Here is a 23,211-nt window from a genome sequence, read left to right as displayed (position 1 = left end):
CGGTTCCCGTAGGAGGGAAGCGTTCAGGCAGTATGAGAAACCCACGACCGTCGCCGCTGTTTCGCCATACCCCGCCCGAGCTCACACCCGAACTTCTCGTCCGCCCCCGGCTCATCGGGATACTCCGGCGCCGGTTCGACGAGCGCCTCTTGACCGTGTCGGCCGGCCCCGGCTTCGGCAAGTCGATCCTGCTGGCTCAGGCGATCGAGGAGAACAAGCACGAACGGTTCGGCGACGACGTGTGGCTCGGTCTTGGCGACGACGATCATGACCCGGACCACTTTCTCGCCGGTCTCTACCGGTCGATCGCGGGACGGTCTACTCGGCGAGCGGTGTCGCCTGGCGACATCGCCGAACTCGTCGCCGACCGGATGCCCACGCCCGTTGCGCTGATCCTCGACGACGTCCACTCGTTGGGCAGCCCGATCGGGCCGGCGTGGCGGACGATGGCGCACCTGGTCGATCAATTGCCGGACAACGCACACGTGGTGCTCTCCGGCCGCTCGTTGCCGCCGCTGCGCGTCGGCCGTGGGAAGCGCGCCGAGCCGGAGGTCACCATCGACGAACGGAGCCTTGCCTTCGACGATCACGAGCTTGCCCAGTGCACCGGAGAGGAAGCGCCGGAGACGCTGGTGCTCGTTCCCCGCTGGCCGGCGCTGGCGTCCTTTGCCGGACGGCTCGACCACGAAGCTTCGGTGGCGTTCGTGCGGAGCGAAGTCGTCGCAACCCTGCATCCTGAACGGGCTCGGCTCCTCGCCCTGCTCGCTCCGTTCGCTGTCATTGATGACGCCGTTGTCGCGGCCGTCGCCGGCACGGGTGCGTGGACGGCACGACGAGTCTTCGACGGGTTGCCGCTCGTCGACCAGGTCGGTGACCAGTACGAGATGCACCCGCTCTGGTCGAGGGCGCTCGGTGATCATGTCGACGCAAAGGATCACGATCAGGCGTTGGCTCGCGGCGCCCGCTTGCTCCTCGACCGAGGTGAGCACGTCCGCGCTGCCCGTGCCGCGCAGTCGGCCGGTGACATCGGGCTCGTCGTCGAGGCCGTGCGTAGCTACTGCGAGCAGCCGCTGCTGAACACGACGGTCGACGACATCCGATCGCTCCAGTCGTTCCTACCCGCGGGCGATGCCACGGCGGGAGCCGAGCTCCTCCTCGAGGCAGCGCGCATCTGGACGGCGAGCGAGCGCACGGCCGAAGAGATCTTCGAACGCGCGGTCGAACGTGCGAAGGCCTCGGGAGATCGAGAGATCGAGGCACTTGCGCGATGGCGAGTTGCGCAACTGCAGTACGCTCACGACCACTCAGGACTCGTCCTCGACGCCCGCATCGAGCAGCTTGCGGCCGACGGGGTCGGCATGGCCCAGGCGACCGCGACCTTCATTCGTTCGGTCGTCGCCCAGCGCGCAGGCGATCCCCTCGAGGCACTCCGCGAGGTCGGGACCTTCGCCGCGCTGCAATCGCGTCTGCGACGCGTCACCATCGCCGAGCGTCTGGTCGACCTCGGACGACCCGAACAGGTCTCCGCCACGATCGAGTCGGTCTTGGCCGCCGACGACATCGACATCTTCGGCGCACAGGCGCTCTGGCTCCGTGGTGAGGTCGACCCCGAGCTGGCTTGGCCGCTCGCCCAACAGTTCCCCGCCATGGCAAAGGAGCGAAACGCTGCCCACGAGATCGTCTCGGTGAGCGGGGTCGTCGCCACCATTGCGATCGCAGCAGGCGAGTTCGACACCGCCCGTGCGATCGTCCAGGACGCTCGTCGGTTCGAGGCGTGCGTGGGCGACCACGTCGTCCTCATGCTCGACATCGCCGAAGCGGCGGTGGCGCTGTGCGTTGACAGCGAGGAACGAGCGATCGAAGGACTCGAGCGATCCCTGGAACGGGTCCCCCTCGGGCGCTGGCCGTCTCGAGCCCACCTCCACGGCCTCACGATGTTGCGAGCGCTCCTTCCCGACGAGGCATCGGTGCTCGATGACTGCGACCTCGGCCCATCCTTTCGCACGGCCGTCCGAGCTGGCGCCGCGATCGCAGCGGCACGCGCTGGATCGAACGCTCCGGCCAGAGCGCTGGACTGGTCGAGGCCGACCTTGCTGCGAGCCCACGTGCCGCCGCCATTGCTGGCTGAGCTCGCAGCGGCGGCGTCAGCCGACACCAACGAAGGCGCAGCTCGCGAGGTCTTGAGCGACGTTCCCTCGGTCGGTCGGTGGCTCGACCGGACGGCAAAGCGGTCCCGTCCTCGACAAGCCGGCGCCGTTGCGCACCTCCTCGCCGAACTCCCGCTCGATCCGGGGTATGTCCTCCAAGTTCGTACCCTCGGTGGGCTGGCGGTGTCACGGAGCGACGGTCGGGAGTTAGGCCCGGAGTGGGGTCGACGCAGACGTGTCCAAGACCTGTTCGTCTACCTTCTCGCCCATCAGCGACCGACCCGAAAGGCCGCGGCTGCTGCGCTCTGGCCATCACTGTCAGAGGCGAAGGCAGCAGCGAACCTCCGGGTGAATCTGACCCATCTCCACGCGGCACTCGAGCCTGGCCGCCAGCCCGGCGCTCGACCCTACTTCATCGACGCCACCTCGACCGATCTGCGACTGATCCGGGACTCGATCGAGATCGACACGGATCAATTCGACCGCCACATCGCCGAGGCGAGTGCGGCGGAAGCCGATGGCGTCCCGACCTCCGCGCTCGAGCACTATGCGGCAGCCAGCGACCTCTACCGGGGCTGGTACCTTCCGCTCGTCGAAGAGGAGTGGGTGGTACCCGAGCGGCTTCGTCTGCACTCACTCGCCCACGCTGCCATCTGCCGAACCGGCGAGCTCACCCTGGCCCGGGGTCGTCCTGAGCAGGCCATCGTGTCAGCAGTGCAGGCCCAACAACTCGACTCGATGTCGGAGCGAGCGCACCGCCTGTCGATCCGCTGCCATCTCGCACTCGGCAGTGAATCCTCGGCGCGCATCGCAGCACGTGGCCTGATCGCCCAACTCCACGACGACGGCTTGCGCCCCGACATCGAAACCCAACGTCTCCTGTCCCGCCTCGGCGTCGCCTGACACGACCACCTCGGCACCCGTCGCGGCGAGCGCCTCAGGCCGACCGACCGGATCGAGCGGCGGCGACCACGGCGGCAACATCGGCAGCCGAAATGCCCTCCTGGCGTGCCGCCATCGTCGCTCGCGCTGCCGACGAGACCGGACCGACGGTCGAACGAACCAAGAGTCGTCCACCGGGCGTCGCTGCCATCGTCGAACGGCCACGGGCCGCGTCGTCGATCTCGCGGTACTGCTGGCGCAGTTCCGCGAGTGAGTCCTCGGGCAGGGTCAAGAGCGTCAAGGGTTCCAGCGCCCGGAGCTGCACGCCTGTCGGGGTCCCCAGGAGTGCGTTCAAGCCGAAGACCTCACCCGACGCAATCATGCGTGAGGGAGCGCCCGCTCCCTCGTCCGAGACGAGTTCGCCTCTGCCGTCAGCAACAACGACGAGCTGGCCCCCCTCGCTCACGCTCGACCCGGGCGCCACGACCACACGACCGAACCGAGCCGCCAGGTCGGCGAGTTGATCGGGCTCGAGGTCGACGAAGAGCGGGAGCTTTGCCAACACCTGTTGCAGGTCGAACGGCGGCCGCTCCGGCACCGGCTCGCCAGTCTGCTCGGCCCACAACCGCGCGTAGAGCCCGCCGAGTGCGACGAGCTCGTCGTGACGACCGTGCTCGGCGATCTTGCCGGCGTCGACCACGTAGATCCGGTCGTAGTCGGTGACCGAGGTCAACCGGTGGGTGATCGCCACGACCGTTCGGCCTGCGCCGGCCCGTTCGAGCGTGCCGCTGATCTGGCGCTCGGTTCCCGGGTCGAGGGCCGAGGTCGCCTCGTCGAGCAACAGGATGGACGGATTCCCCACGAGCGCACGGGCGATCGCCACCCGTTGGCGCTGACCCCCCGAGAGGTTCCGTCCCGACTCACCGACCAACGTGTCATAGCCGCGAGCCAAGTTGCCGACGAAGCTGTCGACCTCGGCAGCGTCGGCCGCGGCGAGGATCTCGTCTTCGGTGGCGCCCACCGAGCCCAGCGCGATGTTCTCTCGCACGGTCGCATCGAACAGGAACGAGTCCTGGAAGACGACACCCATCTGCGAGCGCAGCGAGTCGAGTGAGCGATCGGCGACATCGACGCCGTCGATGGTCACCCGCCCTTCGTCGGGCTCGTAGAGGCGCATCAGCACACGCAGGATCGTCGACTTGCCCGAGCCCGAAGGTCCGACGAAGGCCACGCTGCTACCCGCCGGAATCGTGACGTCGACCTCGTCGAGGGCCCGGCGTTCGGGGCTGTACGACAGTGAGACGCCTTCGAGGCGAATCTCGCGAGCAATTGGGGCCAGCGATGGCAGGTCGGCACCCTCGGGCTCCGGCGGGGTATCGAGCACCTCGTCGATGCGAATGATGGCACCGACCGACGACTGGATCGACTGTCCGAGTGAAGTCAGGCCGACCACGGGGCTCAGCACCTCGCCCATGATCCCGAGGAAAGCCACCAGACCACCGAGCGTGAACCGCCCTTCGAAGATCAGCCAAGCGCCGAGACCGATCACTGCCAGACGAAGGATCGTCATGATGGACTCGACGGCGACGCCGAACATCCCGCCGAACAGGCTCATCCGCAGCTGAGCTCGAACGAGCCGATCGGTGGCGCGCCGGAAGCGCGCCCGCTCGTAGCCGGCGAGGCGGAAGAGCTTCACCACGGCGTTCGCCTGGTAGTTCTCGGCCGCCAGGGTCATGACGGCGCCACTTTCTTCCTGGACTGCCACACTTCTGGTCTGCGCGCCCGACGCCATCCGCCGGTAGACGAAGCCCACGATCGGGGCACCGGCCAACACCACGAGGCCGAGGAGGAAGTTCACGCGCAGCATGATGATGGTCGAGACCACGAGCGACACGACCTGAAAGATGCCGCCGTCGATGGCGGTCGTGAGACCGGCCTCGACCCGTCGCACGTCGTTCATCATCCGCGAGAGCACATCGCCCTGCGAATGTCGGGCGAGCCAGGCGTCGGGCACGGTCTGCAGTCGACCGAAGAGCTCTTCCTGCAGGTCACGAACGACGGAAGTCGAGATCGACGCACTCTGATACGTCTGACGAAGCCCAGCAACGAGCGTGACGGCAAAGGCTGCGCCGAGCGCTCCCAGCAGCATGACCACCTCCGACATCTCACCGCTCGGGATCGCCACGTCGAACATCCGCTTGGTGACGAACGGGTAGGCGACGGTGAAGGCCAGGCTCAGGAGCATGTACCCAAAGACCTCGGCCTGCCGCCACCGGTAGGGGCGCAGGTAGCGCCACGACATCTTCAGGAACTCGGTGATCCCGACGGTCGGTGCTTCTCGCTCATGGTCGGCTCGCCACGCTGCTTCGATCTGCTGCGCCGATCGCCCGTAGTGCTCCTTCCAGGCCTCGGCGACGTGGCCCGCCGGCGTCGTGAGCAGACGGCGGAACACGGCGTCGCCTTCCCGGGCGATGAGGTAGCGAACGAACGAGGCGGTGAGCAGGCCACGCTGATCGGGTGGCAGCGTTTCCAGAGCATCGGGAAGCGACGCCACGAGCTCCGGTTCGGGCTCGGGAACCCCGGCCAGGTGCATCCCGTAGCCTTCGATGAGATGGTCGAGGTCGCCGGCGCTCGGGAGCGCCGAGCCGAACAACAGCGCCATCGAGCGGTGCGGAGACTCGGGAGGTGATTCGGGCGTCACGACGAGCCAGACGGTGCTCGCGTCGGCGTCGACGACTGCGCCGCCGGTGACCAGCCGGTCGGGATCGTCGGGATCCGGGAAGGGATCGACGATGTTGATCGAGATCGGTGCGCCCCACGGCTCGGACCCGAACCCGGCGAGATCCCGCCGCGCCCGGGTTGCTGTGTCGTGCACTGGTTTCGCGACATCGGCACCAGCGGTGCCCGGCAGGTAGTTGACCGTCACCAACCCACCCTCGATCGAACTGAAGGGGTGCTTCGGCCGCTGGCTCTTCGCTGCCGGCGCCGTGATCACCGTCGCCTTGGCCGCTCCTGCGCCGTCGGCCGGCAACGCCTCGGGCTCGACGTCGGCGACGGCGGAAATCCGGATGGTCGAGTCACCGATCTCGATCGTCGACCCGGCACCGACGCGGCGGGTTCCTCGTAGGCGCGCACCGTCGATCCTGGTGCCGTTCGCACTGTCGAGGTCCTCCACCTCGACGGCATCGTCGAGCGGCCGAAGCACCAGGTGCCGGCGGCTCACGGCCGGGTCGTCGATGGTGATGCCGTCGGTCTCACGACCGACCTCGATGTCGCCGACGAGCGTGACGGTCTGCTGCTGGCCGTCCGAACTGTTGATCTCGATCTCGAATTCCACGTTGCTCCTTCGCCCCCACCCGGACGCCGAAGTGCTGGCGCGGTTACAGCGAACCGTGGCTAGCGTCGAGATTTGCCAGCGAGTGCGTAACCGTTCGTAGCGGCACACGTCTGGGGGTCGAGGCCATCGCTGGCCAGAGCAGGAACTCGGCCGACGACAGTACCGGCCAAGCCACACACGACGGTTGGAGAATCGGAGCGACTGGTGCCCGAAGCGCAGGAAGACCACAACACGAGTGCGAACTCACTCATCGACAAGCTCCGAGACTTCGCCGGCACCCTGAATGCCGAGGAGCGCCAGCTTCTGGCGGCGTTGCTTGCGCCGGGGGTGAACGCAGCGTGGGAGGAGCCCGCCGAGGTGAGCGGGTTCAGCGCCGAGTGGTCGGCCGATCAGCTGCCCAGCCATCTCAGCGATGCCATCCGGGGTCGCTCCCTCCGGGTCGAAGGCTGGTAGCTCGTGGGACCGGCCGTAGATCTCGCGTCGCCGCTATGTCGAGCGGAGGTGGTCGCCATCGACGAGGGCAGCTGGGCCCCCGCTGAACTCGCTCGCCTGACCGGACCGACCCCTCATCGGGTCAACGCCTATCTGAAGGGTGCAAGTTGGCCCTTCGAATCCGTCGCCACCACCGTCGGCGCCTACATCGACCACGTGCGGACCGGCGACGTCGAGCGACTTCGACGACTGCTTCCGACCACGACGGCTCCCGACGGCGCCGTCCTTGGCTACGACCCGTCGCTCGACATCGGCTTCTACGGAGCGCTGATGGTCGACCATCTCGATCGGTGTGTTCAGAGCGACACGGCCGCCTTGGCCACGCAGGTCGCGAACGGACGCTCGGTGGATGACGCCGTCATGCGCATCTACCTCAGCCGCCTGGGTTCGACCTCAGGGCTGCACTGGGACGGACGGCCAGCGTCGTTGCTCCAGCTCGATGGGGTGAAAGAAGGCATCCTCCTTCCTCCGTCCGCAGCTGATCGGATCGACCCGTTCCCGAATGTGGACGGCCCGAACAGCCAGCTCGATCCCTTTGCCGGGACAGCAGATCTGGAAGACCTCGATGCTCGGCAGTTCGTGCTGTGCCCTGGCGATGCACTCGAGATGCCGATCGGCTGGTGGCATTGCTTCCGGGCAGTGACCGAGACCTCGACGTCACTCAGCATCATGTGGCGCGACCGCTGAGTCGGCGCTTCACGCTGGCGTCATTCGACGAGCAAGATGTTGGGAATCGACGCTGGACGTGCCACTCGACAGAGGGCGTAGCCGATGCCGGCCCGTCCCCAGAACAGGCTCGGAGCATCGAAGGTCGTCGTCAGGTAGTACCTCGGCGGCACCCCGGCGATGGCCTCGGATGCCAGCGTTTCGGCAAGAGCATCGGCGGCGTTCCTCGCTGGCGCCGAGCCGAGGTCACGCCCGACGGCGTCAAGCATGACGAGCCGTCCCGATTCGCCGCAACACAGATGGCTCGGCCCGCGACCGGTGGTGCACATCGCAGGCAACGATGCGTCGAAGTGCTCGGTGACGTCTTCGACACGTGCTCGCATCACCGCCGACGAACGTGCCAGCAGGTAGCCCGTGGCGCCCCAACACCAGCTGGTCGTCGGCTCCCGCCTGCGTCCGACACGGTCGACGCGCCCGGCGACCCCGTCTCGCGCTGATGTCCGCTCGACGTCGAACGTCACCAACTCATCGGCCAGCGCAGCCACGTCGTCCAGGCGCAACGTGACCGCTGCTCGCTGCAGGGAATAGCCGAGGCCGCTGACACCGTGGGCGAACCCGGCACGTTGCAGGCCTCGAGCCGTCAGTGGCGTCTCGAGCTGACGACGAATCGTCGACGTCATCGCCTCGGAGAGATGCACCGTCTCGGCACGAAGGACGGTGTCAGGCCGTCGCTCGACGAACGCGAGCACACTGTTGAGCACCCCGCTCCAGCCCCCGACCAAATCCATGCGTGCGTCGTCCGTCGGCCGCTCCCCCAACACCTCGAGAAGCAGCGCCTCGGCGTCCGTGATCAGCTCGTCATCGCCCAACAGATCTCCGACCACCAGCTTCGCGTACGCCACGCCTGCTCGACCGGACTCCCACCACGGGGCGAGGAGCCGGTCGAACGATCCGTAGACGCAGCGTTGCGCCCAGTCGGCCCAGATCGCTTCGCCGGTCGCCACCGCCAGTGTCGCGAAGAACACACCGATGCCGGCTCGACCGGAATAGAGGTCCGCAGCATGGAACAGTCCGTTCATCCGTCGATGGCCGATCTGATCGACCTCGAGCCACATCGGTTCGATCTCGGTCCCGATGTGCTGTGCGACGAGGACCTCGGCATGCGCCCGAGCGGCCTCGATGAGGTCGGCGGCCTCGCGACGGGAACCTTCGACCAGCGGTTGCTGGGGAGGCAGGTCGAGGTTGCCCTCGTGCTGTTCGATGGCAAGTCTGACAAGTTGTCGTTGCGCGGCGAGGCGGGGACCACACAGCCAGTCGATCCGCTCCCGACGGCGGTCGGATCCGGCACGCACCAGCGCGCTCGGCACGACGTCACCGCCGTCGAGCAGGAGATCGAGGCCCTGGGCTCGGTGCAGCGGAATATCGAGTCGGGCGAGCGCTGCGGTCTCCGAGGCGTCGATCGCCTCCAACGCATCGCTTCCGAGCGAATCGACAACGGCCGCTGGGAGCTGCGGTAGACCTGCGACACGCTCGGCGAACACGGCACGGTCGGCAAGCGCCGCTGTGTCTGTCAGCGTCGCGAGTTGGTTCATATAGATCATCGTCGACCGGAGCAGCACCCGAGCCGGCAGTTCCACCCAGTCGTGGACGGGAGAATCAGGGCGCCGGGTGGCTTCGCTTCCTTCGTCAAAGCCTCGTTGGAATGCCCCGATATCCACCGCAACGTCGACGCCGTCGGCATCGACCGGCCGGTTGGCCTCGGCCCCCCACTCCGAGAGACGACGACAACGATCGATGGCGTCGGTGCCGAGCTGCCCCCACTCGTAGAGCCACGCCCCACCCGATTGCTGCCGGCGTGCCAATAGGCCCCCGACATCTCGAGCGACATCCCCGTCGCCGGTGAAGTGATTGGGCAACAGGCCGGTGGAGACGACCGTGTCATCGAGGCCGAAGTACCGCCCAGAGGGCGACTGCCACAGGATGGGTTGCTCCACGCATTCCAGGTCGATCGGCACGGGTGCGCCGTCGGCGGCGAGGACGTTGCCATTGTGGAGGTCCACCGCTCCGGCGACGTAGAGGGCCGCGGACATCCGACCGGCTCGTCGCCAGTAGTTGGCTGGATCGCTGCAGGAGGCCGATTCGACGTATTCCATCCATCCATGGGTGTGCCGGTCGATCACCCAGGGAACGAAGCTCGGATCGTCGGCTCGCTCGTGACACCAACGGATCAGGTCGAAGACTCGCCCTTCCTGTTCGAGCGAGCGGGGTTTGTACACGACCTTGTCGCCACGACTGGACGTGAGGATCAGGACCGAGGCCCCGCCATTGTGTGGATCGCCGAGCGGTCCGCTGCTCCGCGAGATCGTGGGGCGGTGACCGAGTGCAGCGGTGAGCAACCCAAGATCGTCGTCGATCCTGGCGAGCGTCTCCGTCGCGGTGCGGATCCACCGCTGTACGAGATCATCGAGCAGGTCGCCGAGGACCGGGAAGGCCTCGGCGAGTGCAGCTCCGTCGGATGAGGTGAGCGACGCCACGAACCGTTCGTACGACGTCGAATCGCTCGTTCCGGGGTCGGACGGCCGCAGACCGGACCGAAGGAGATCGAGCAGCGCCGGTGCGCCGATCGATGACAGGCGTTGGAGAAGCGCCCACCCAAGATCGTCGATCACCGCCCCGTCGATGGCCTCCGGGCAAGGAGGTAGGGACGAGCGAGCCTCGAGCACGTATGGTATGAACACGGATCCGAACGGAACCGTGGCGTCTACTTCGTGCATGCTGGTCCTCGTCCCAGCAATGCCCTCACCGGGTGATCGATACGTCTCATCGACAACGTAGCGAGCGGCGTCGGCCTCCTCTCGACCGACGCCGCCGATGCTCAGGCCAGCTTGAAGCTCGGGGCAGGGCAGGAACCTGCGGCCTTCGACTTGCAGACGTTGGTGTGACATGCCGTGTCGGTCGTGGTGTTGTTGCCGACGGTGCCTCCGTCCTTTGCGCCGAAGATCGGCCGGGCAACGTCGAAGCCCAGATCCATCTTGAGACCGCTCATCGCAAATCCGCCGACTTCGGCGTCGTCGTTGGTCTTCACCGTGAAGTGCAGGCTCTTTGGTGTTTCGACGTGCACGTTGATCCGATAGTCGGACAGATCGAGGTCGTCGTTCTCGGCGACCTCGGCAATGATTGGAGCAACCGTTCCATCCGGGTCGAGCACCAGTCGCTCCAGGAACCCGGGCTCGTTCGACACCCGATTGCTCAGGATCATCTCGACAGCGCTGTGTGCATCGATGGTGGCTTCGGTGGTTGACATGCTTGACTCCCTCATGGTCATGGTGTGTCTACGTGACGATCGGCCGGTGGTCGGGTTACACGCCGAGCTCGAATTGCCGGGCGAGTGCGACATACGCTGCCGCCTGCTGGTCGAGCGACATCGACAGGTCTTGAATCACGATCTCGTTCGTCTGGTACCTCGCCGCCAGCTCACAGAGCTGCACCCGACACTCCTCAGGCGTGCCGCCATACGACGCCGGCATCTCTGGCACCACGCTCGCCGCTGCGGTCACACAGCTGCCGTAGGCCGCAACGTTGTAGCGCGGCTCCGCCTGGCGATCGGTCGCCTTGAAGGAACGAACGTAGGTCGCCACCACCGACGCCCCGTCGGTACCGGCGGGCTTGAGATGGTCGTGGAACGAGTAGCTGCACCCGAGGCGCCCGGCCAGTTCGGCGCTGGTTGGGCTGACGCCACAGATCCAAATCTCAGGTGTCGACGTAGACGCTGGTCCGAGCGCCGATTGGCCATCGTCGTCGACGGCGCCTTCCACAACCATCTGCGCCAGCGCTTCGACCCGCTGTTCATATGACGCCCGGCTCGGATCCGGGCGGCCATCGAGCAGGCGGCGTGCCACCGCGCCACCGCCCGCCAGCGAGCTGGTGACACCAAGATCGATGCGTCCCGGATGGAACGATTCGAGGACGGCGAAGTCGGCAGCGACCGACATCGGACTCCGGAAGTTCAGCAGCACTCCGGCGGTGCCGATCCGAAGGCGTGTGGTGAGACCGGCAGCGATGCCTGCGAGCACGGTCGGGGACGCCGACTGACTCGACGAGTAGTGCTCGGTCAGCCAAAATCGCTCGTAGCCCAGTTCGTCAGCGAGAGGTGCCAGGCGACGCATATTCGTGGGCCAGCCGGTGTCGATCACCGACAGCCGGAGTCGATCAATCGGCATGGGTGATGGCAGCGACAGACGGCATGTCACCGTTGACGCCGTCGAACGCACCGAGTTACAGCTCAGCCGAGGCAGGCCGTCATGCCATCCTTCACGGGCTGGGTCAGCTTCGTGCCCTCGGGGCAGGTGGCGCCCGGGAGCGTGACGGCAATCAGCACACCGTCCTCGTTGCCGTCGCACGGGAGCGCGAGCAACCCGGCGTCGGGCAAGCGGCGAACGCAGGCTCCCGGGTCGATGCCGATGTCGGGGCCTCGGAACGTGGTGGTCGTGATGGCCGTGCCGGGGGTTCGCGCGTAGGCCGTGAACACGATGATGCCCACGATGAGGACGATGAACGCCGCCATCGGGAGCACTCGGAGCATCCAGGAGTTCTTGTACTCGATGTCGTCGGCCTGGCTGCGGCGCCGGGCGGCGAGAAACTCCGGATCGAGGAGGCGAGGGTCGATCCGGGTGACGCCGTCGGCCGACGTCTGCACTCCCGGTCGGGGCTGGCGCACCGGCCCGGCGAGGGAATGGTCGTAGGTCGTGCGACGTTGCTGATCGCCCAGGACTCGCCACGCCTCGTTGACGTCGCGCATCGAGAGTTCGGCCCGCTCGGCCTCGGCCGCCGGCATCTCCTGGAAGCGGTCGGGATGCCAGCGCCGAGCCTGCTCGTGGTAGGCGCGGCGGATCTCCTCGTGTGACGAGCTCGCCGGCACGCCAAGAACCTCGTAGTGGTTCTTCGTGGGAGGGGGCAAGGGGGTGGAACCTTTCGAGTCTCGACCCGGACAGCGTAGGGATGCTACACAGCGACCGACGGATCGAAGGGGCGTCACGTCCGTCGTTGTCAGGACCACTCGGGCCGCGTGCCCATCGACACTCGGGGAGCATCTCATGCGTTTGGCACTAGGACTTGGCTACTGGGGCAAGGGGGCGCCCGCCGGCGCGATGGAACAGATCCAGACGGCCGAAGCGCTCGAGTTCGACAGCATCTGGACCGCCGAGGCCTACGGGTCCGACGCACTCACCCCACTCGCCTGGTGGGGCGCGTCGACCTCGACGATCGGGCTCGGCACCTCGATCTGCCAACTGTCCGCCCGCACGCCGACGGCGATGGCCATGGCCGCCATGACGATGGATCACCTGTCGGGCGGCCGCTTCCGTCTCGGCCTCGGTGCCTCGGGCCCGCAGGTGGTCGAGGGCTGGTACGGCCAGCCGTATCCCAAGCCGCTGGCGCGTACCCGGGAGTACGTCGACATCGTGCGCAAGGTGATCGCTCGTGAGGAGCCCGTGGCCTACGACGGCGACCACTATCAGCTCCCGTTCGACGGTGGCGCCGGGCTCGGCAAGCCGCTCAAGTCGACCATCCATCCCTACCGGACCGACATTCCCATCTATCTCGGTGCCGAGGGGCCGAAGAACGTCGCACTCACGGCAGAGATCGCCGACGGCTGGCTTCCGCTCTTCTTCTCACCCAAGGACAACGACTTCTATGCGTCGGCGCTTGCGGAGGGCTTCGCTCGACCGGGTGCGCACACCACTCCCGACGCATTCGACGTCGCGGCGGTCGTCCCGGTCGTGGTGGGCGACGACATCGAGAAGGCAGCTGATGCCATCCGGCCGATGCTCGCGCTCTACGCCGGCGGCATGGGCGCCAAGGAGGCCAACTTCCACCTCAACGTCTTCAGCCGGATGGGGTTCGATGACGCATGCGCCACGATCCAGGACCTCTACCTCGCCGGCGACAAGGGTGCTGCCATCGCTGCCGTGCCCACCGAGATGGTCGAGGCCGTCGCCTTGGTCGGCCCGCCCGACAAGATTCGCGACGACCTGGCCGCGTGGGAGGAGTCGGTGGTCGACACGCTCGTCGTCAGCGGCCCACCGCCGCTGCTCCGACAGATCGCCGACATCGTCAACTGATGACGAGGCGCCGGCCTCGGTCGTTCAAACCTAGATGTCGAACGACACCAGCGCCTGCGAGCGCTCCCACGCCGACTCGATCTGCTTGGTCGTGACCAGCGAACCGTCGTTGCCCGAATCGGCGTCGAGCTGGGTCAGGATGGTCGTCAGCCGGGCATCGTGACGCTGCGAGATGGCCACCACCAGACGGCTGGCCAGCGCGGCAGCGACGAACGCGCTGACGCCACTGATGATCGTGAGAATGGCAAACAGCTTCGGCTGGGCAGCCCGGATCTCGTCATACCCGTTGCAGCCGAAGTAGGTGACGAGCGCGACCATCCAGACGATGCCCCAGTGCGGCAGTTCATCCTCGTAGCCGACCGGCGGCGAGCCGCTGCGCCACAGCATGCGGACGATTTCGAACAACCAGCTCCACATGAACATGCCCGAATAGGCCCAGAGGAGGACGGCCACAACGAGGAAGATCGGTGCGAGGTCGGCGAAGAAGATCGAGACGACGAAACAGACGATGCCCATGGCGAACGCACTGATGTGCCGCTTGGCGATGTCCCAGTACTTGATACGGGTGCTCTTTCCGACACAACGAACGTTGTTCCACGACAGCACGGCGAAGACCACGCAGCCGACGAAGGTGGCGAACGACAACAGACTGAGTGCGACCTGGAGTGCGCTGATCGATCGCGTGACGACATCGTCGACCGAGCTGTAGCGATGGCGTTCGAGCGCGAGGACGCCGAGCAGAACCAGCGCAACGCTCGGGATCGTCCAGATCAGGAACACGTTGCGAAGTGCAGCAGCGATGGTTGCGGTCGAACGGTAGCCGTCGACCATGTTGGCGATCTTCTGCTGGCGTCTCGTGTCCAGGCGCGACGGTCCGCCCTGGCGCCGGGACGTGCCCGCGGAGATCTCCAGCGATGAACTCACCACTCCTCCATCGGCACGACCCGGAGGGGAGTTGAGTCGCTTCCTCAGCCGCCGATCGCCAATCCGACGGCGAAGAGTGCCCCGATGGCGAGCTGAGCCTTGCCCGTCATTCCGAGCACCGGGATCAGCGCCGGGCCGAGCGCGCCCTCGCGAACCGCCCGAATCGGGGCTGCAGCCAGAAGGAGCCCGACCAGGGCGATGGCCGCTGGCGGTCGATCGACGGCTGCCACCAGGATGAAGACGCCAACCAGGGCGAACAGTGCGAGATAGAGGTTGCGCGTGGCCGGGTCGCCCATCCGAACCGCCAAGGTCTGCTTCCCCGACACCGTGTCACCCGGGATGTCGCGCAGGTTGTTCACCACGAGCAGTGCCACCGAGAGCAAACCGACCGGGACGGCCGCCACCACCGACAACTCGGTGATCGACTCGGTCTGCACGTAGGTCGAGCCGACCGTGGCGACCAGACCGAAGAACACGAAGACGAACACCTCGCCCAACCCGAGGTAGCCGTAGGGCTTCGGACCTCCGGTGTAGGCCCAACCGGCCAGGATCGATGCCGCACCAACGACGAACAGCTCCGGGCCGACCGCAACCGCGAGTGCGCCGCCCACGATGCCCGCAACCGCGAACGCAGCAGCGGCAGCTCGCTTGACCTCGCCCGACGTTGCCAGGCCGGAGGCGACCAGACGAACCGGACCGACCCGGGCGTCGTCGGTACCTCGATCGCCGTCGGCATAGTCATTGACGTAGTTGGTCGCGATCTGGAGCGCCAACGACACGACCATCGCCGCCACCGCTCGCCACCAGATGATGCCGCCCTCGGCGACACCGACGGCGGCCGCCGTGCCAACGGCGACGGGGACGACCGCGGCGGGCAAGGTGCGAGGTCGGGCTCCGAGTACCCAGCGATTGGTGGTCACAGCGACGCACTGTACTCGTGGGCACTGGGGCGGGAGTCTGTCGAGTGGAACGAGGCGGGTGAGGCGGGCGCGCTCTGGCATGCTGGGACGATGGCGATACATTCTCCGGCCGGTGAGGCGGCGCTGCAGCAGCTCCAACGCATCGCGCTCGCCCTGCCCGACGTCAACGAGCGACCGAGCCATCAGACGCCGACGTTCTTCGTCCGCGACAAGAAGGTGATCGCCCAGCTCTGGGACGGCCACCACGACGACGAGCGTCTGGCCATGTGGTGCCCCGCACCGGCCGGTGTGCAAGCCGAACTGGTCGGTCGCGAACCGGAACGGTTCTTCGTCCCCGCCTACGTGGGCCACCGGGGGTGGATCGGTGTCGACCTCGGTGTCGACCCCGATTGGGATGAGGTCGACGCCATCATCCGAGACGCCTACCGGTTGGTCGCTCCGAAAACGCTCGTCAAACAGCTCGACGAGCAGGGCTGACGATGCGAAAGGTCCTGATCGATACCGACCCGGGCATCGACGACGCGCTCGCCGTGCTCTACGCGTTCGCCGCTCCCGACATCGATGTCGTCGCCATGACCTCGATCTTCGGCAACTGTCTGACGCCGCGCTCCACCGCCAACATCGGCGTCCTCCAGCGGTTTGCCGACTCACCGATCGTGCTGGGCGCTGGTGCCCAACGTCCGCTCTTCGGACCGGCGCACCCACCGGCGGCCTTCGTCCACGGCGACGATGGCCTCGGCGATTGTGGTCACGGCGTCGAGCCGGTCGAGGCGGGTTCGCTCTCGGCGGCGCAGCTCATCATCGACACGGTGGCGGCGCAGCCCGGCGAGGTGTCGGTCGTCGCGCTCGGACCGCTCACCAACCTCGCCCTGGCACTTGCCATCGAACCCCGGGTTGCTGCCTGGGTCGATGAGATCGTCATCATGGGCGGTGCGTTCGGCGTGCCGGGCAATGCCAGCCCGATGGCCGAGGCCAACATCATCCACGACGCCTACGCCGCCGAACAGGTGCTCGCCGCCGAGTGGCACACCGTGCTCGTCCCGCTCGACGTCACGACGAACGTGCTCATGACGTCGAGCTATCTCGACGACCTCGGTCGCCACGGCGGCGAGCGGGGCCACTTCCTTCGGGAGGTGTCACGTTTCTACGAGCGCTTCCATCGGGCGAAGGGTGTCGACGGCGTACAGGCCCACGACCCCACGGCGATGCTGTACCTCTCGGTGCCCGATGCCTTCGACCTCGCCGAGGGACCGGTCACCGTGGCCATCGGCGGACCCACTCACGGCCAGACCGTCGCCGATCGACGGGGCCTCGACGCCCGGCCTGTCGAGTGGAGCGATCGAACCCCGATTCGCTACGGGCGGTCGGCCGACGATGGTCTGCTCCTCGACGCCTTCCGGAGCCACTTCTGCGATTGAGTTCGACCAGCGAGGACCGAGTCGCTACTTCGCCTTCCAGCTCGCCGCCTGGCGCGGCAGCACCTCGGCAGGATCGACCTCGGGGTCGAGGAGGGCTTCCGACACTCGTTCCATGCGGATCCCCTGCGATCCCTTCACCAAGATGGCGTCGCCGGCGCGTGGCGCGAGGGTCGGATCCGATGCGATGGCAGCCGCGGCGAGGGTCGAATCGGCGTATCGGTCGACCGATAGGTCTTCCGCCGCCTTTTCCATGCGAGGTCCGACCACGATGACCTCATCGGCGACGGCGACGGCGTGGAGCAGCACGCGTGTGTGCTCGCTGATCTCGTCGGGTCCAAGTTCGAGCATGTCGCCCAAGTATGCGATCCGACGAGTGGCGGGCAACGAGGCCAGCACGTCGAGCGACGCGATCGTGGCATCGGGTGAGGCGTTGTAGGTGTCGTCGACCAGCGTCGACCCCGACCGCCCGCGCAGCCGAACGAGTCGACCCGGTTCCGGGACGATGGCCGACAGGCCCCGGCCGATGGCTGTGTCGTCCATGCCCAACGACCGGCCGACGGCGATGGCCGACATCGCCGTCATCACTGCGTGATCACCCAGGATCGGCAACGGCACGGTGACGGCGCCCGGGCCGATGTCGGCCGTCTCGGAACGACCGAAGGTCACGCATCGTGCCGTCGTTCGGACCGCCATCGCCGCCACTCGTGGGTCATCGGCGTTCAGCACGCCCGTGCCGTCGCTCCGCAGGCCGGCGATCAGCTCGCCCTTCTCGTGCTCGATCGCCTCGATCGAACCGAAGGTTTCGAGATGCACCGGCTTCACGTTGGTGACGACCGAGACGGTTGGCGGGAACAGCGACACCAACTCGCGAATGTCGCCGACCAGCCGGGCGCCCATCTCCATCACGATCTTCACGGTCGCGGCCTGATCGAGCACGTCGGCATTCAGCACGGTGAGCGACAGGCCCAATGGGGTGTTCAGATTGCCGTGGGCATAGACAACGGGAAAGGACTGCCGCAGGACTGCGACGATCGCCCCCTTGGTGGTCGTCTTGCCTACCGACCCCGTGATCGCCACCACGTCGGCGCCCGCCCGCCGCACTCGCTCACTCGCCAGCGCCGTGAGATGACCGACCGTGTCGTCGACCACGACCATCTCCACGCCAACCGGCGCCGCAAGACCGGCGTCGACCGACGCCCGCTCGACGATCACCGTCGAGGCGCCACGCTCGACCGCCTGCTCGACGAAGTCGTGCCCGTCGAAACGTTCGCCGCGGATGGCGACGTAGGTGTCGCCAGGCTCGATCGTGCGGGTGTCGGTGGAGAACGCCATCGTCAGAAGGTATCGCTCGGGTCTGCGTCGGTGGCGCCGACCATGCTCACGCCACGCCGGCGGGCAGGGCTACCCTCGGCGCGATGGCTGCCATCGTCGAGGTCCACGGTCTCCGTAAGGTCTACTCCCGTCGCCGGGACGACGACGTGGTTGCGGTCGAGAACCTCGACCTCACGCTCGGTCATCCCGGTACGGTCCACGGCTTCCTCGGCCCCAACGGATCGGGCAAGACCACCACGATCCGGTGCCTGCTCGGCCTCATCCGACCGACCGCCGGGTCGGTGAGCGTCTTCGGTGCCGATTCAACCAACGCGTTCCACACCGTTGCGTCCCGCGTCGGAGCGATCGTCGAGAACCCAAAGCTCTTTCCTCCGTTCAGCGGCCGCAAGAACCTGCAGTTGCTCGCCGACATGGCAGGCCTCCCGTCGAGCGAGATCGACCGCGTGCTCCAGGTCGTCGGACTCGCCGATCGGGGCAAGGACTCCTTCGAGAGCTACTCGCTCGGCATGAAGCAGCGTCTCGCCATCGCCGCTGCCCTGCTCAAGAACCCCGATCTGCTGATCCTCGACGAACCGGCCAACGGTCTCGATCCCGCCGGTATCGCCGAGATGCGGGTGCTGATCCGCCAGATCGCCAACGAGGGCAAGGCGGTGCTGGTGTCCAGCCACCAGTTGGCCGAGATCGAGCAGGTCTGTGATCAGGTCACGATCATCCATCATGGACACCTCGTCGCCTCCGGCTCGCTCGACCAGGTCCGTACCCACGCTGGCCCCGATCTCGTCGTTGTCGAGATCGCCGACCGCGACGGCGCGATCGCTGCCCTTCAGGCCCATGGCATTGCGGCTCGTCCCCGGCCCCACCCGAACGAGATCGTGGTCGACATCGCGTTCGATCGCGTCGCCCAGGTCACCAAGACCCTTGCCGATGCCGGGCGCTACCTGACCGGACTCCGTACCGAGAAGGCCACCCTCGAAGCGGCGTTCCTGAACCTCACTGGCGGGCCGCCGCCGCCACCGGGCGGTCCGACCGACTCGCCACCGCCCGCTGTGCCACCGACGTCGCCGCCCATCGCCCCGCCGGCCCAGGCCCCGACATTCGAAGGTGGCCAACCGTCATGATGCGTCTCCTCATCGCCGACACCAAGCGCTTCTACGCCCGCCGCATGACGCTGTTCTTCCCGGCAGCCATCGCGCTCCTCATGATCGCCGGCATCGTCATCGCCTACTTCGTCATCGAGAACGGCGACAGCAACCCCGACTTCGTGAACGATATGGCGGGCGGCGTGAGTGCCACCGCCATTCTTGGTCCGGTCGCCAACCTCCTCCCGGTCATGGCCTTCGTGATCGGTGCGTCGTTCATCGGCGCCGACCTCAAGACGGGCATGCTCGAACAAATCCTCACCTGGGAACCACGACGACCTCGGATCGTCGCCTCCCGTGCGATCGCCGCCCTCGTCAATGTCGGTCTGATCTCCGCCTTCCTCGCGGCGTTCCTTGTCGCACTACTTTTCGGCTTGGCGGTGGCGATCGACACCTCCAGCGGGACCACCGGCGAACTCTGGCTGAACATCGCGGCCGCCATCGCTCGCACGGCCGTCGCCTGCGGACTGTTCGCCGTGATTGGCATCGGGATCACCCTCTTCGTGTGGAACTCGGTCGGCTCGATCGTCGGCTTCCTCATCTACTGGTTCATCCTCGAGAGCTTTCTCATCTCGACGTTCCTGCCCAAGGTGGCGGTGTGGCTGCCGATCACCAACGCCAGCTCGTTCGCGAGCGGTGCCGACGTGGAGCGCATCGAGGGCAGCGTCTTCAGCGGTGACTTCGAGATCGTGTCCCACCACGGCTACCGGACGGCAGGGGTGGTCCTGCTGATCTGGGCGCTGGCCTGCGGCACCGCCGGTGTCGTGCGCCTTCTCCAGCGCGACATCGACTGACGCTGCGAGCCGCGCCAGTACGATCTCGGCGTGCCTTCCTCCGCCGAGTCCTCGAACGACCTCCCGATCCGACTCATCGTCATCTTCGGCGGCGAGTCGGCCGAGCACGACGTCTCGTGCTCGACGGCGGTGCACGTGCTAGCTGCCACCGACAAGGATCGTTACGACATCCAGACGATCGGAATCGACCGCACCGGCGGGTGGGTCGTTGCCGAGGAGGCCATGGCGATCCTGGCCGACGGCGCTCGACCGCTCCCCGAACGACTGACCGCCGAGGGACCGGCCACCTCGCTCGTGCCCGCCGTTTCCTCCGCCCAACCCGGGCAGCAGATCGTTGTGCTGCCGCTGCTCCACGGGCCGCTCGGCGAGGACGGCACCATCCAAGGCATGCTCGAGCTGGCGAACGTGCCGTACGTCGGCGCCGGTGTCCTGGGCTCGGCTCTCACCATGGACAAGGCCAAGGCCAAGGAGGTCCTCCGGGCGACCGGCGTACCGCAGACTCGCTGGATGACCCTCTACGAACCCGACTTCGATGGCGATCTCTCGCCGCTCGTCGAGGAGCTCGGGCTCCCGATGTTCGTGAAACCGGCGAACATGGGGTCGTCGGTCGGCGTGACCAAGGCCCACGATCGCGCCGAACTCGCGGCGGCATTGGAACTGTCGTTCCGCTACGACGAGTGGGTTGTGGTCGAGGAAGCGGTCACCGCTCGCGAGATCGAGTTCGCGCTCCTCGGCAACACCGTCGTCGAGTGCTCGGTCGGCGGTGAGATCATCCCGGGCGCGGAGTTCTACAGCTACGACGACAAGTACGCCGACGGCATCGCCACCGACGTCATCCCCGCCGACATCCCCGCCGACGACATGCTCGCCATGCAGCAACTGGCCGAGATCGCCTACCGAGCACTTCGGGTCGAGGGCCTTGCCCGCGCTGACTTCCTCTACGAAGACGGCGGCCGGGGGCCGCTCCTGAACGAGCTCAACACGATGCCAGGTTTCACGCCGATCTCGATGTACCCGAAACTGTGGGCGGCGTCAGGTCTCGCCTACCCCGACCTCATCGATCGCCTGGTCGAGCTCGCGCTCGAACGCCACGCCCGCCGCAGCGCCAAGCGGGTCACCACCCACTGACACGCGCTCGCCTCACCAGTTCGATAGTTCCACCCGCCTTACCAGTTCGGCCGATTCGCCCGCGTCACCAGTTCGACGGTGCGTTCGCATCGACGAACGCAGCAAGCTCGTCGCCGCCGCGATGGCCACCCGGCTGGAGGATCAAACGGTCGACACCGAGGTCGGCATACGCCTCGAGATCTTCCGGTGTGAGGCGAGTACGCGGTGTGATGCTGATCTCGAGTCGACCCAGTTCGCTCGGGCGTTCGACCGTGTCGGCCAACCTTCGCAGCGCGGCGATGTCGTCGGCGGCCGTCGCCGGGTCTCGCATGAAGCCGTACCAGCCGTGTGCGAGCTCGATGGCCCGACGCCGCGCTCGATCGCTGTGACCACCCACGACCGTGTGGATCGACTCCTGCACCGGCTTCGGGTTCGCCGTCACCGACTCGAACGAGACGTACTCGCCGTCGAAGCTGACGGCGTCGCCTGACCAGAGCGTGCGCATCGCCGCGAGGTACTCGTCGGAGCGCTCACCTCGCCCGGCCAACGGCACACCGCAGGCGCTCATCTCGGGCTCGAGGTAGCCGACACCCAGACCGAACAGGAGCCGCCCGCCCGAGAGGTGGTCGACACTCGCCAGGCTCTTGGCCAGCACGGTCGGCTGCCGTTGCGGGAGGATGATGATCCCGGTGCCGAGCTTGATGGTGCTCGTCACGGCCGCCAGGTAGGCGAGTGCGTTGGTCGAGTCCACGAACGGCACCTCGGGCGCCGACGGCGATGGCGGTGCCTGGGGATCAGGCAGCACGAGATGCTCGCCCGTCCACACCGACTCGTAGCCGGCCGCCTCGGCATGGCGGGCCACCGCCACCATCACGGCCGGATCGGCCGCCGCCCCCACGTTGATCCCGAACAGTCCCAGATGCATCGGTGCCATGCCGCGGACCTTACCTTCCCGACCACCGACGGCGCCCATTCCGTCGGGCCTCCGCGCCATCCCACTGCTCCCACAACCCCACTGCTCCCACGACGTTCCGACGCGCAAAGCGCGGGGCGTCCCAACACTTTCGAGAAAGCTCAGGGGCTACCAGCAGCTGGCTGCTGGTAGGCCCTGAGCTTTTCTGGGTTTGCGGGTAGGCCCCGCGGTTTCGTCGGCAACAGTCCGGGCGGATGAGCTCGGTCGGGTGTGGTCAGCGGGTCGGCAACAACGACGCAGCAAGGAAGTCGAGGACGGTGCGCCGGAGGCGGGCGGCCACGCGCACGTCGAGTTCGAGCCCGACCGCCCGCAGTGCCTCGGGGTCGGTGACCACTCCGGCCACGGCGGCGTACGCCGACACGAGCAGGAGACGGGGATCGGCCGTCTTGAACACCCCGGCGGCCATTCCCTCCGACAACGAGCCGAGCGCGCGGTCGATCAACGGCTGCAGGTCGGCGAGCACCACTTCCGAGACGGGGGCGCCGAGCCGGCTGACCTCGCGCATGAGCGACAACAGCTCGGGTCGCTGGACCGCCAGCCCGAACGCGGCACGAACGATCGACTCCACCCGATCCCAACCGGGCTCGCTGTGAGCGGCGGCGTCACCCAGCACGCCGGCCAGCTCGTTGGCACCCCGCTGAGCGACCGCTCGAACCAGGCCGTCCTTCGAGCCGAAGTGGTAGAGCACGGTCTGCTTCGTCACCCCGATCGAGCGAGCAAGATCGTCGAGCGACGTGGCGGCGACCCCTTGGTCGGCGAAACGGAGCAGTGCCGCCTCGCTGACTCGATCGTGGGTGCTGGGCGCCGAACCGCTCACGGTGGCAACGTAGCCGGTCACGCCCGCTAAGATCGTGCTCTCCTTACCAATTGGTAGAGAGCCGGGGCCGAACCGAGCCTCGGCCGACACCAAGCGGCGGGGGCGTCCCGGGGCGACCGGACGTGTCACAGTCGACGACCTCAC

The 23,211-nt window shown here is 67.2% G+C and carries 19 protein-coding genes; 9 read left to right on the top strand and 10 right to left on the bottom strand.

The annotated features are described in order from the left end of the window. Positions 1-32: 32 nt before the first annotated feature. Positions 33-3,050, top strand: coding sequence for a BTAD domain-containing putative transcriptional regulator (locus R2733_16545; GenBank protein MEZ5378118.1), 3,018 nt, complete (start codon positions 33-35; stop codon positions 3,048-3,050). A gap of 34 nt (positions 3,051-3,084) precedes the next feature. Here the strand turns inward: R2733_16545 and R2733_16540 are convergent, their stop codons facing one another. Beyond that, positions 3,085-6,366 (bottom strand): ATP-binding cassette domain-containing protein, encoded by a 3,282-nt coding sequence (locus R2733_16540; GenBank protein MEZ5378117.1) that lies wholly within the window; start codon positions 6,364-6,366, stop codon positions 3,085-3,087. Positions 6,367-6,570: 204 nt separating this feature from the next. Here R2733_16540 and R2733_16535 point away from each other — a divergent pair, with 204 nt between their 5' ends. Together R2733_16535 and R2733_16530 are read left to right on the top strand one after the other, a co-directional pair. Beyond that, the gene (locus R2733_16535) at positions 6,571-6,819 is read left to right on the top strand and encodes a hypothetical protein (protein ID MEZ5378116.1); all 249 of its coding nucleotides are present in this window, start codon (positions 6,571-6,573) and stop codon (positions 6,817-6,819) included. Positions 6,820-6,822: 3 nt separating this feature from the next. After that, positions 6,823-7,545 carry a cupin-like domain-containing protein gene (locus R2733_16530; protein MEZ5378115.1) on the top strand — a complete coding sequence of 241 codons (723 nt, stop codon included), beginning with the start codon at positions 6,823-6,825 and terminating at the stop codon, positions 7,543-7,545. A 20-nt stretch (positions 7,546-7,565) separates the two neighbouring features. Here the strand turns inward: R2733_16530 and lanM are convergent, their stop codons facing one another. The 4 genes from lanM to R2733_16510 form a co-directional block, all read right to left on the bottom strand. Beyond that, positions 7,566-10,262 (bottom strand): type 2 lanthipeptide synthetase LanM, encoded by a 2,697-nt coding sequence (gene lanM / locus R2733_16525; protein MEZ5378114.1) that lies wholly within the window; start codon positions 10,260-10,262, stop codon positions 7,566-7,568. 137 nt (positions 10,263-10,399) lie between these two features. Then, positions 10,400-10,828 carry a hypothetical protein gene (locus R2733_16520; GenBank protein MEZ5378113.1) on the bottom strand — a complete coding sequence of 143 codons (429 nt, stop codon included), beginning with the start codon at positions 10,826-10,828 and terminating at the stop codon, positions 10,400-10,402. A 55-nt stretch (positions 10,829-10,883) separates the two neighbouring features. Continuing rightward, complete coding sequence (locus R2733_16515; GenBank protein MEZ5378112.1) at positions 10,884-11,744, bottom strand: LLM class flavin-dependent oxidoreductase; 861 nt, start codon at positions 11,742-11,744, stop codon at positions 10,884-10,886. A gap of 62 nt (positions 11,745-11,806) precedes the next feature. Further along, complete coding sequence (locus R2733_16510; protein MEZ5378111.1) at positions 11,807-12,481, bottom strand: J domain-containing protein; 675 nt, start codon at positions 12,479-12,481, stop codon at positions 11,807-11,809. Between the two features lie 136 nt (positions 12,482-12,617). On the opposite strand from R2733_16510, the gene R2733_16505 reads away from it, so the two are divergent. Then, positions 12,618-13,643 (top strand): LLM class F420-dependent oxidoreductase, encoded by a 1,026-nt coding sequence (locus tag R2733_16505; GenBank protein MEZ5378110.1) that lies wholly within the window; start codon positions 12,618-12,620, stop codon positions 13,641-13,643. Between the two features lie 30 nt (positions 13,644-13,673). Here the strand turns inward: R2733_16505 and R2733_16500 are convergent, their stop codons facing one another. Then, complete coding sequence (locus tag R2733_16500; GenBank protein MEZ5378109.1) at positions 13,674-14,567, bottom strand: hypothetical protein; 894 nt, start codon at positions 14,565-14,567, stop codon at positions 13,674-13,676. Positions 14,568-14,611: 44 nt separating this feature from the next. Beyond that, the gene (locus tag R2733_16495; protein ID MEZ5378108.1) at positions 14,612-15,487 is read right to left on the bottom strand and encodes a 1,4-dihydroxy-2-naphthoate polyprenyltransferase; all 876 of its coding nucleotides are present in this window, start codon (positions 15,485-15,487) and stop codon (positions 14,612-14,614) included. Between the two features lie 90 nt (positions 15,488-15,577). Between R2733_16495 and R2733_16490 the strand changes: the two genes are divergently transcribed. Further along, positions 15,578-15,964: an MmcQ/YjbR family DNA-binding protein gene (locus tag R2733_16490; GenBank protein MEZ5378107.1), complete on the top strand. Its 387-nt coding sequence runs from the start codon at positions 15,578-15,580 to the stop codon at positions 15,962-15,964. A 2-nt stretch (positions 15,965-15,966) separates the two neighbouring features. Then, positions 15,967-16,905: a nucleoside hydrolase gene (locus R2733_16485; GenBank protein MEZ5378106.1), complete on the top strand. Its 939-nt coding sequence runs from the start codon at positions 15,967-15,969 to the stop codon at positions 16,903-16,905. Positions 16,906-16,929: 24 nt separating this feature from the next. Here R2733_16485 and murF read toward each other — a convergent pair whose 3' ends face one another. Then, positions 16,930-18,237, bottom strand: coding sequence for a UDP-N-acetylmuramoyl-tripeptide--D-alanyl-D-alanine ligase (gene murF / locus R2733_16480; protein MEZ5378105.1), 1,308 nt, complete (start codon positions 18,235-18,237; stop codon positions 16,930-16,932). An 83-nt stretch (positions 18,238-18,320) separates the two neighbouring features. Here murF and R2733_16475 point away from each other — a divergent pair, with 83 nt between their 5' ends. From R2733_16475 to R2733_16465, 3 genes are read left to right on the top strand one after another with little or no spacing between them, the layout of a single operon-like run. After that, positions 18,321-19,355 (top strand): ABC transporter ATP-binding protein, encoded by a 1,035-nt coding sequence (locus R2733_16475; protein MEZ5378104.1) that lies wholly within the window; start codon positions 18,321-18,323, stop codon positions 19,353-19,355. After that, positions 19,352-20,170: a hypothetical protein gene (locus R2733_16470; GenBank protein MEZ5378103.1), complete on the top strand. Its 819-nt coding sequence runs from the start codon at positions 19,352-19,354 to the stop codon at positions 20,168-20,170. Before R2733_16475 ends, R2733_16470 begins: the two co-directional genes overlap by 4 nt. 30 nt (positions 20,171-20,200) lie before the next feature. After that, positions 20,201-21,298, top strand: coding sequence for a D-alanine--D-alanine ligase family protein (locus R2733_16465; protein MEZ5378102.1), 1,098 nt, complete (start codon positions 20,201-20,203; stop codon positions 21,296-21,298). 64 nt (positions 21,299-21,362) lie between these two features. On the opposite strand, the gene R2733_16460 is transcribed toward R2733_16465, so the two are convergent. Beyond that, positions 21,363-22,211 carry an LLM class F420-dependent oxidoreductase gene (locus R2733_16460; protein ID MEZ5378101.1) on the bottom strand — a complete coding sequence of 283 codons (849 nt, stop codon included), beginning with the start codon at positions 22,209-22,211 and terminating at the stop codon, positions 21,363-21,365. A gap of 253 nt (positions 22,212-22,464) precedes the next feature. After that, complete coding sequence (locus R2733_16455) at positions 22,465-23,088, bottom strand: TetR/AcrR family transcriptional regulator (GenBank protein ID MEZ5378100.1); 624 nt, start codon at positions 23,086-23,088, stop codon at positions 22,465-22,467. Positions 23,089-23,211 lie beyond the last annotated feature (123 nt).

This window comes from Acidimicrobiales bacterium (assembly GCA_041394265.1).
Classification (GTDB): domain Bacteria; phylum Actinomycetota; class Acidimicrobiia; order Acidimicrobiales; family SZUA-35; genus JBBQUN01.
The sequence above is the reverse complement of the archived record's forward strand: the minus strand, read 5'-3'. Positions and strand labels throughout refer to the sequence as shown.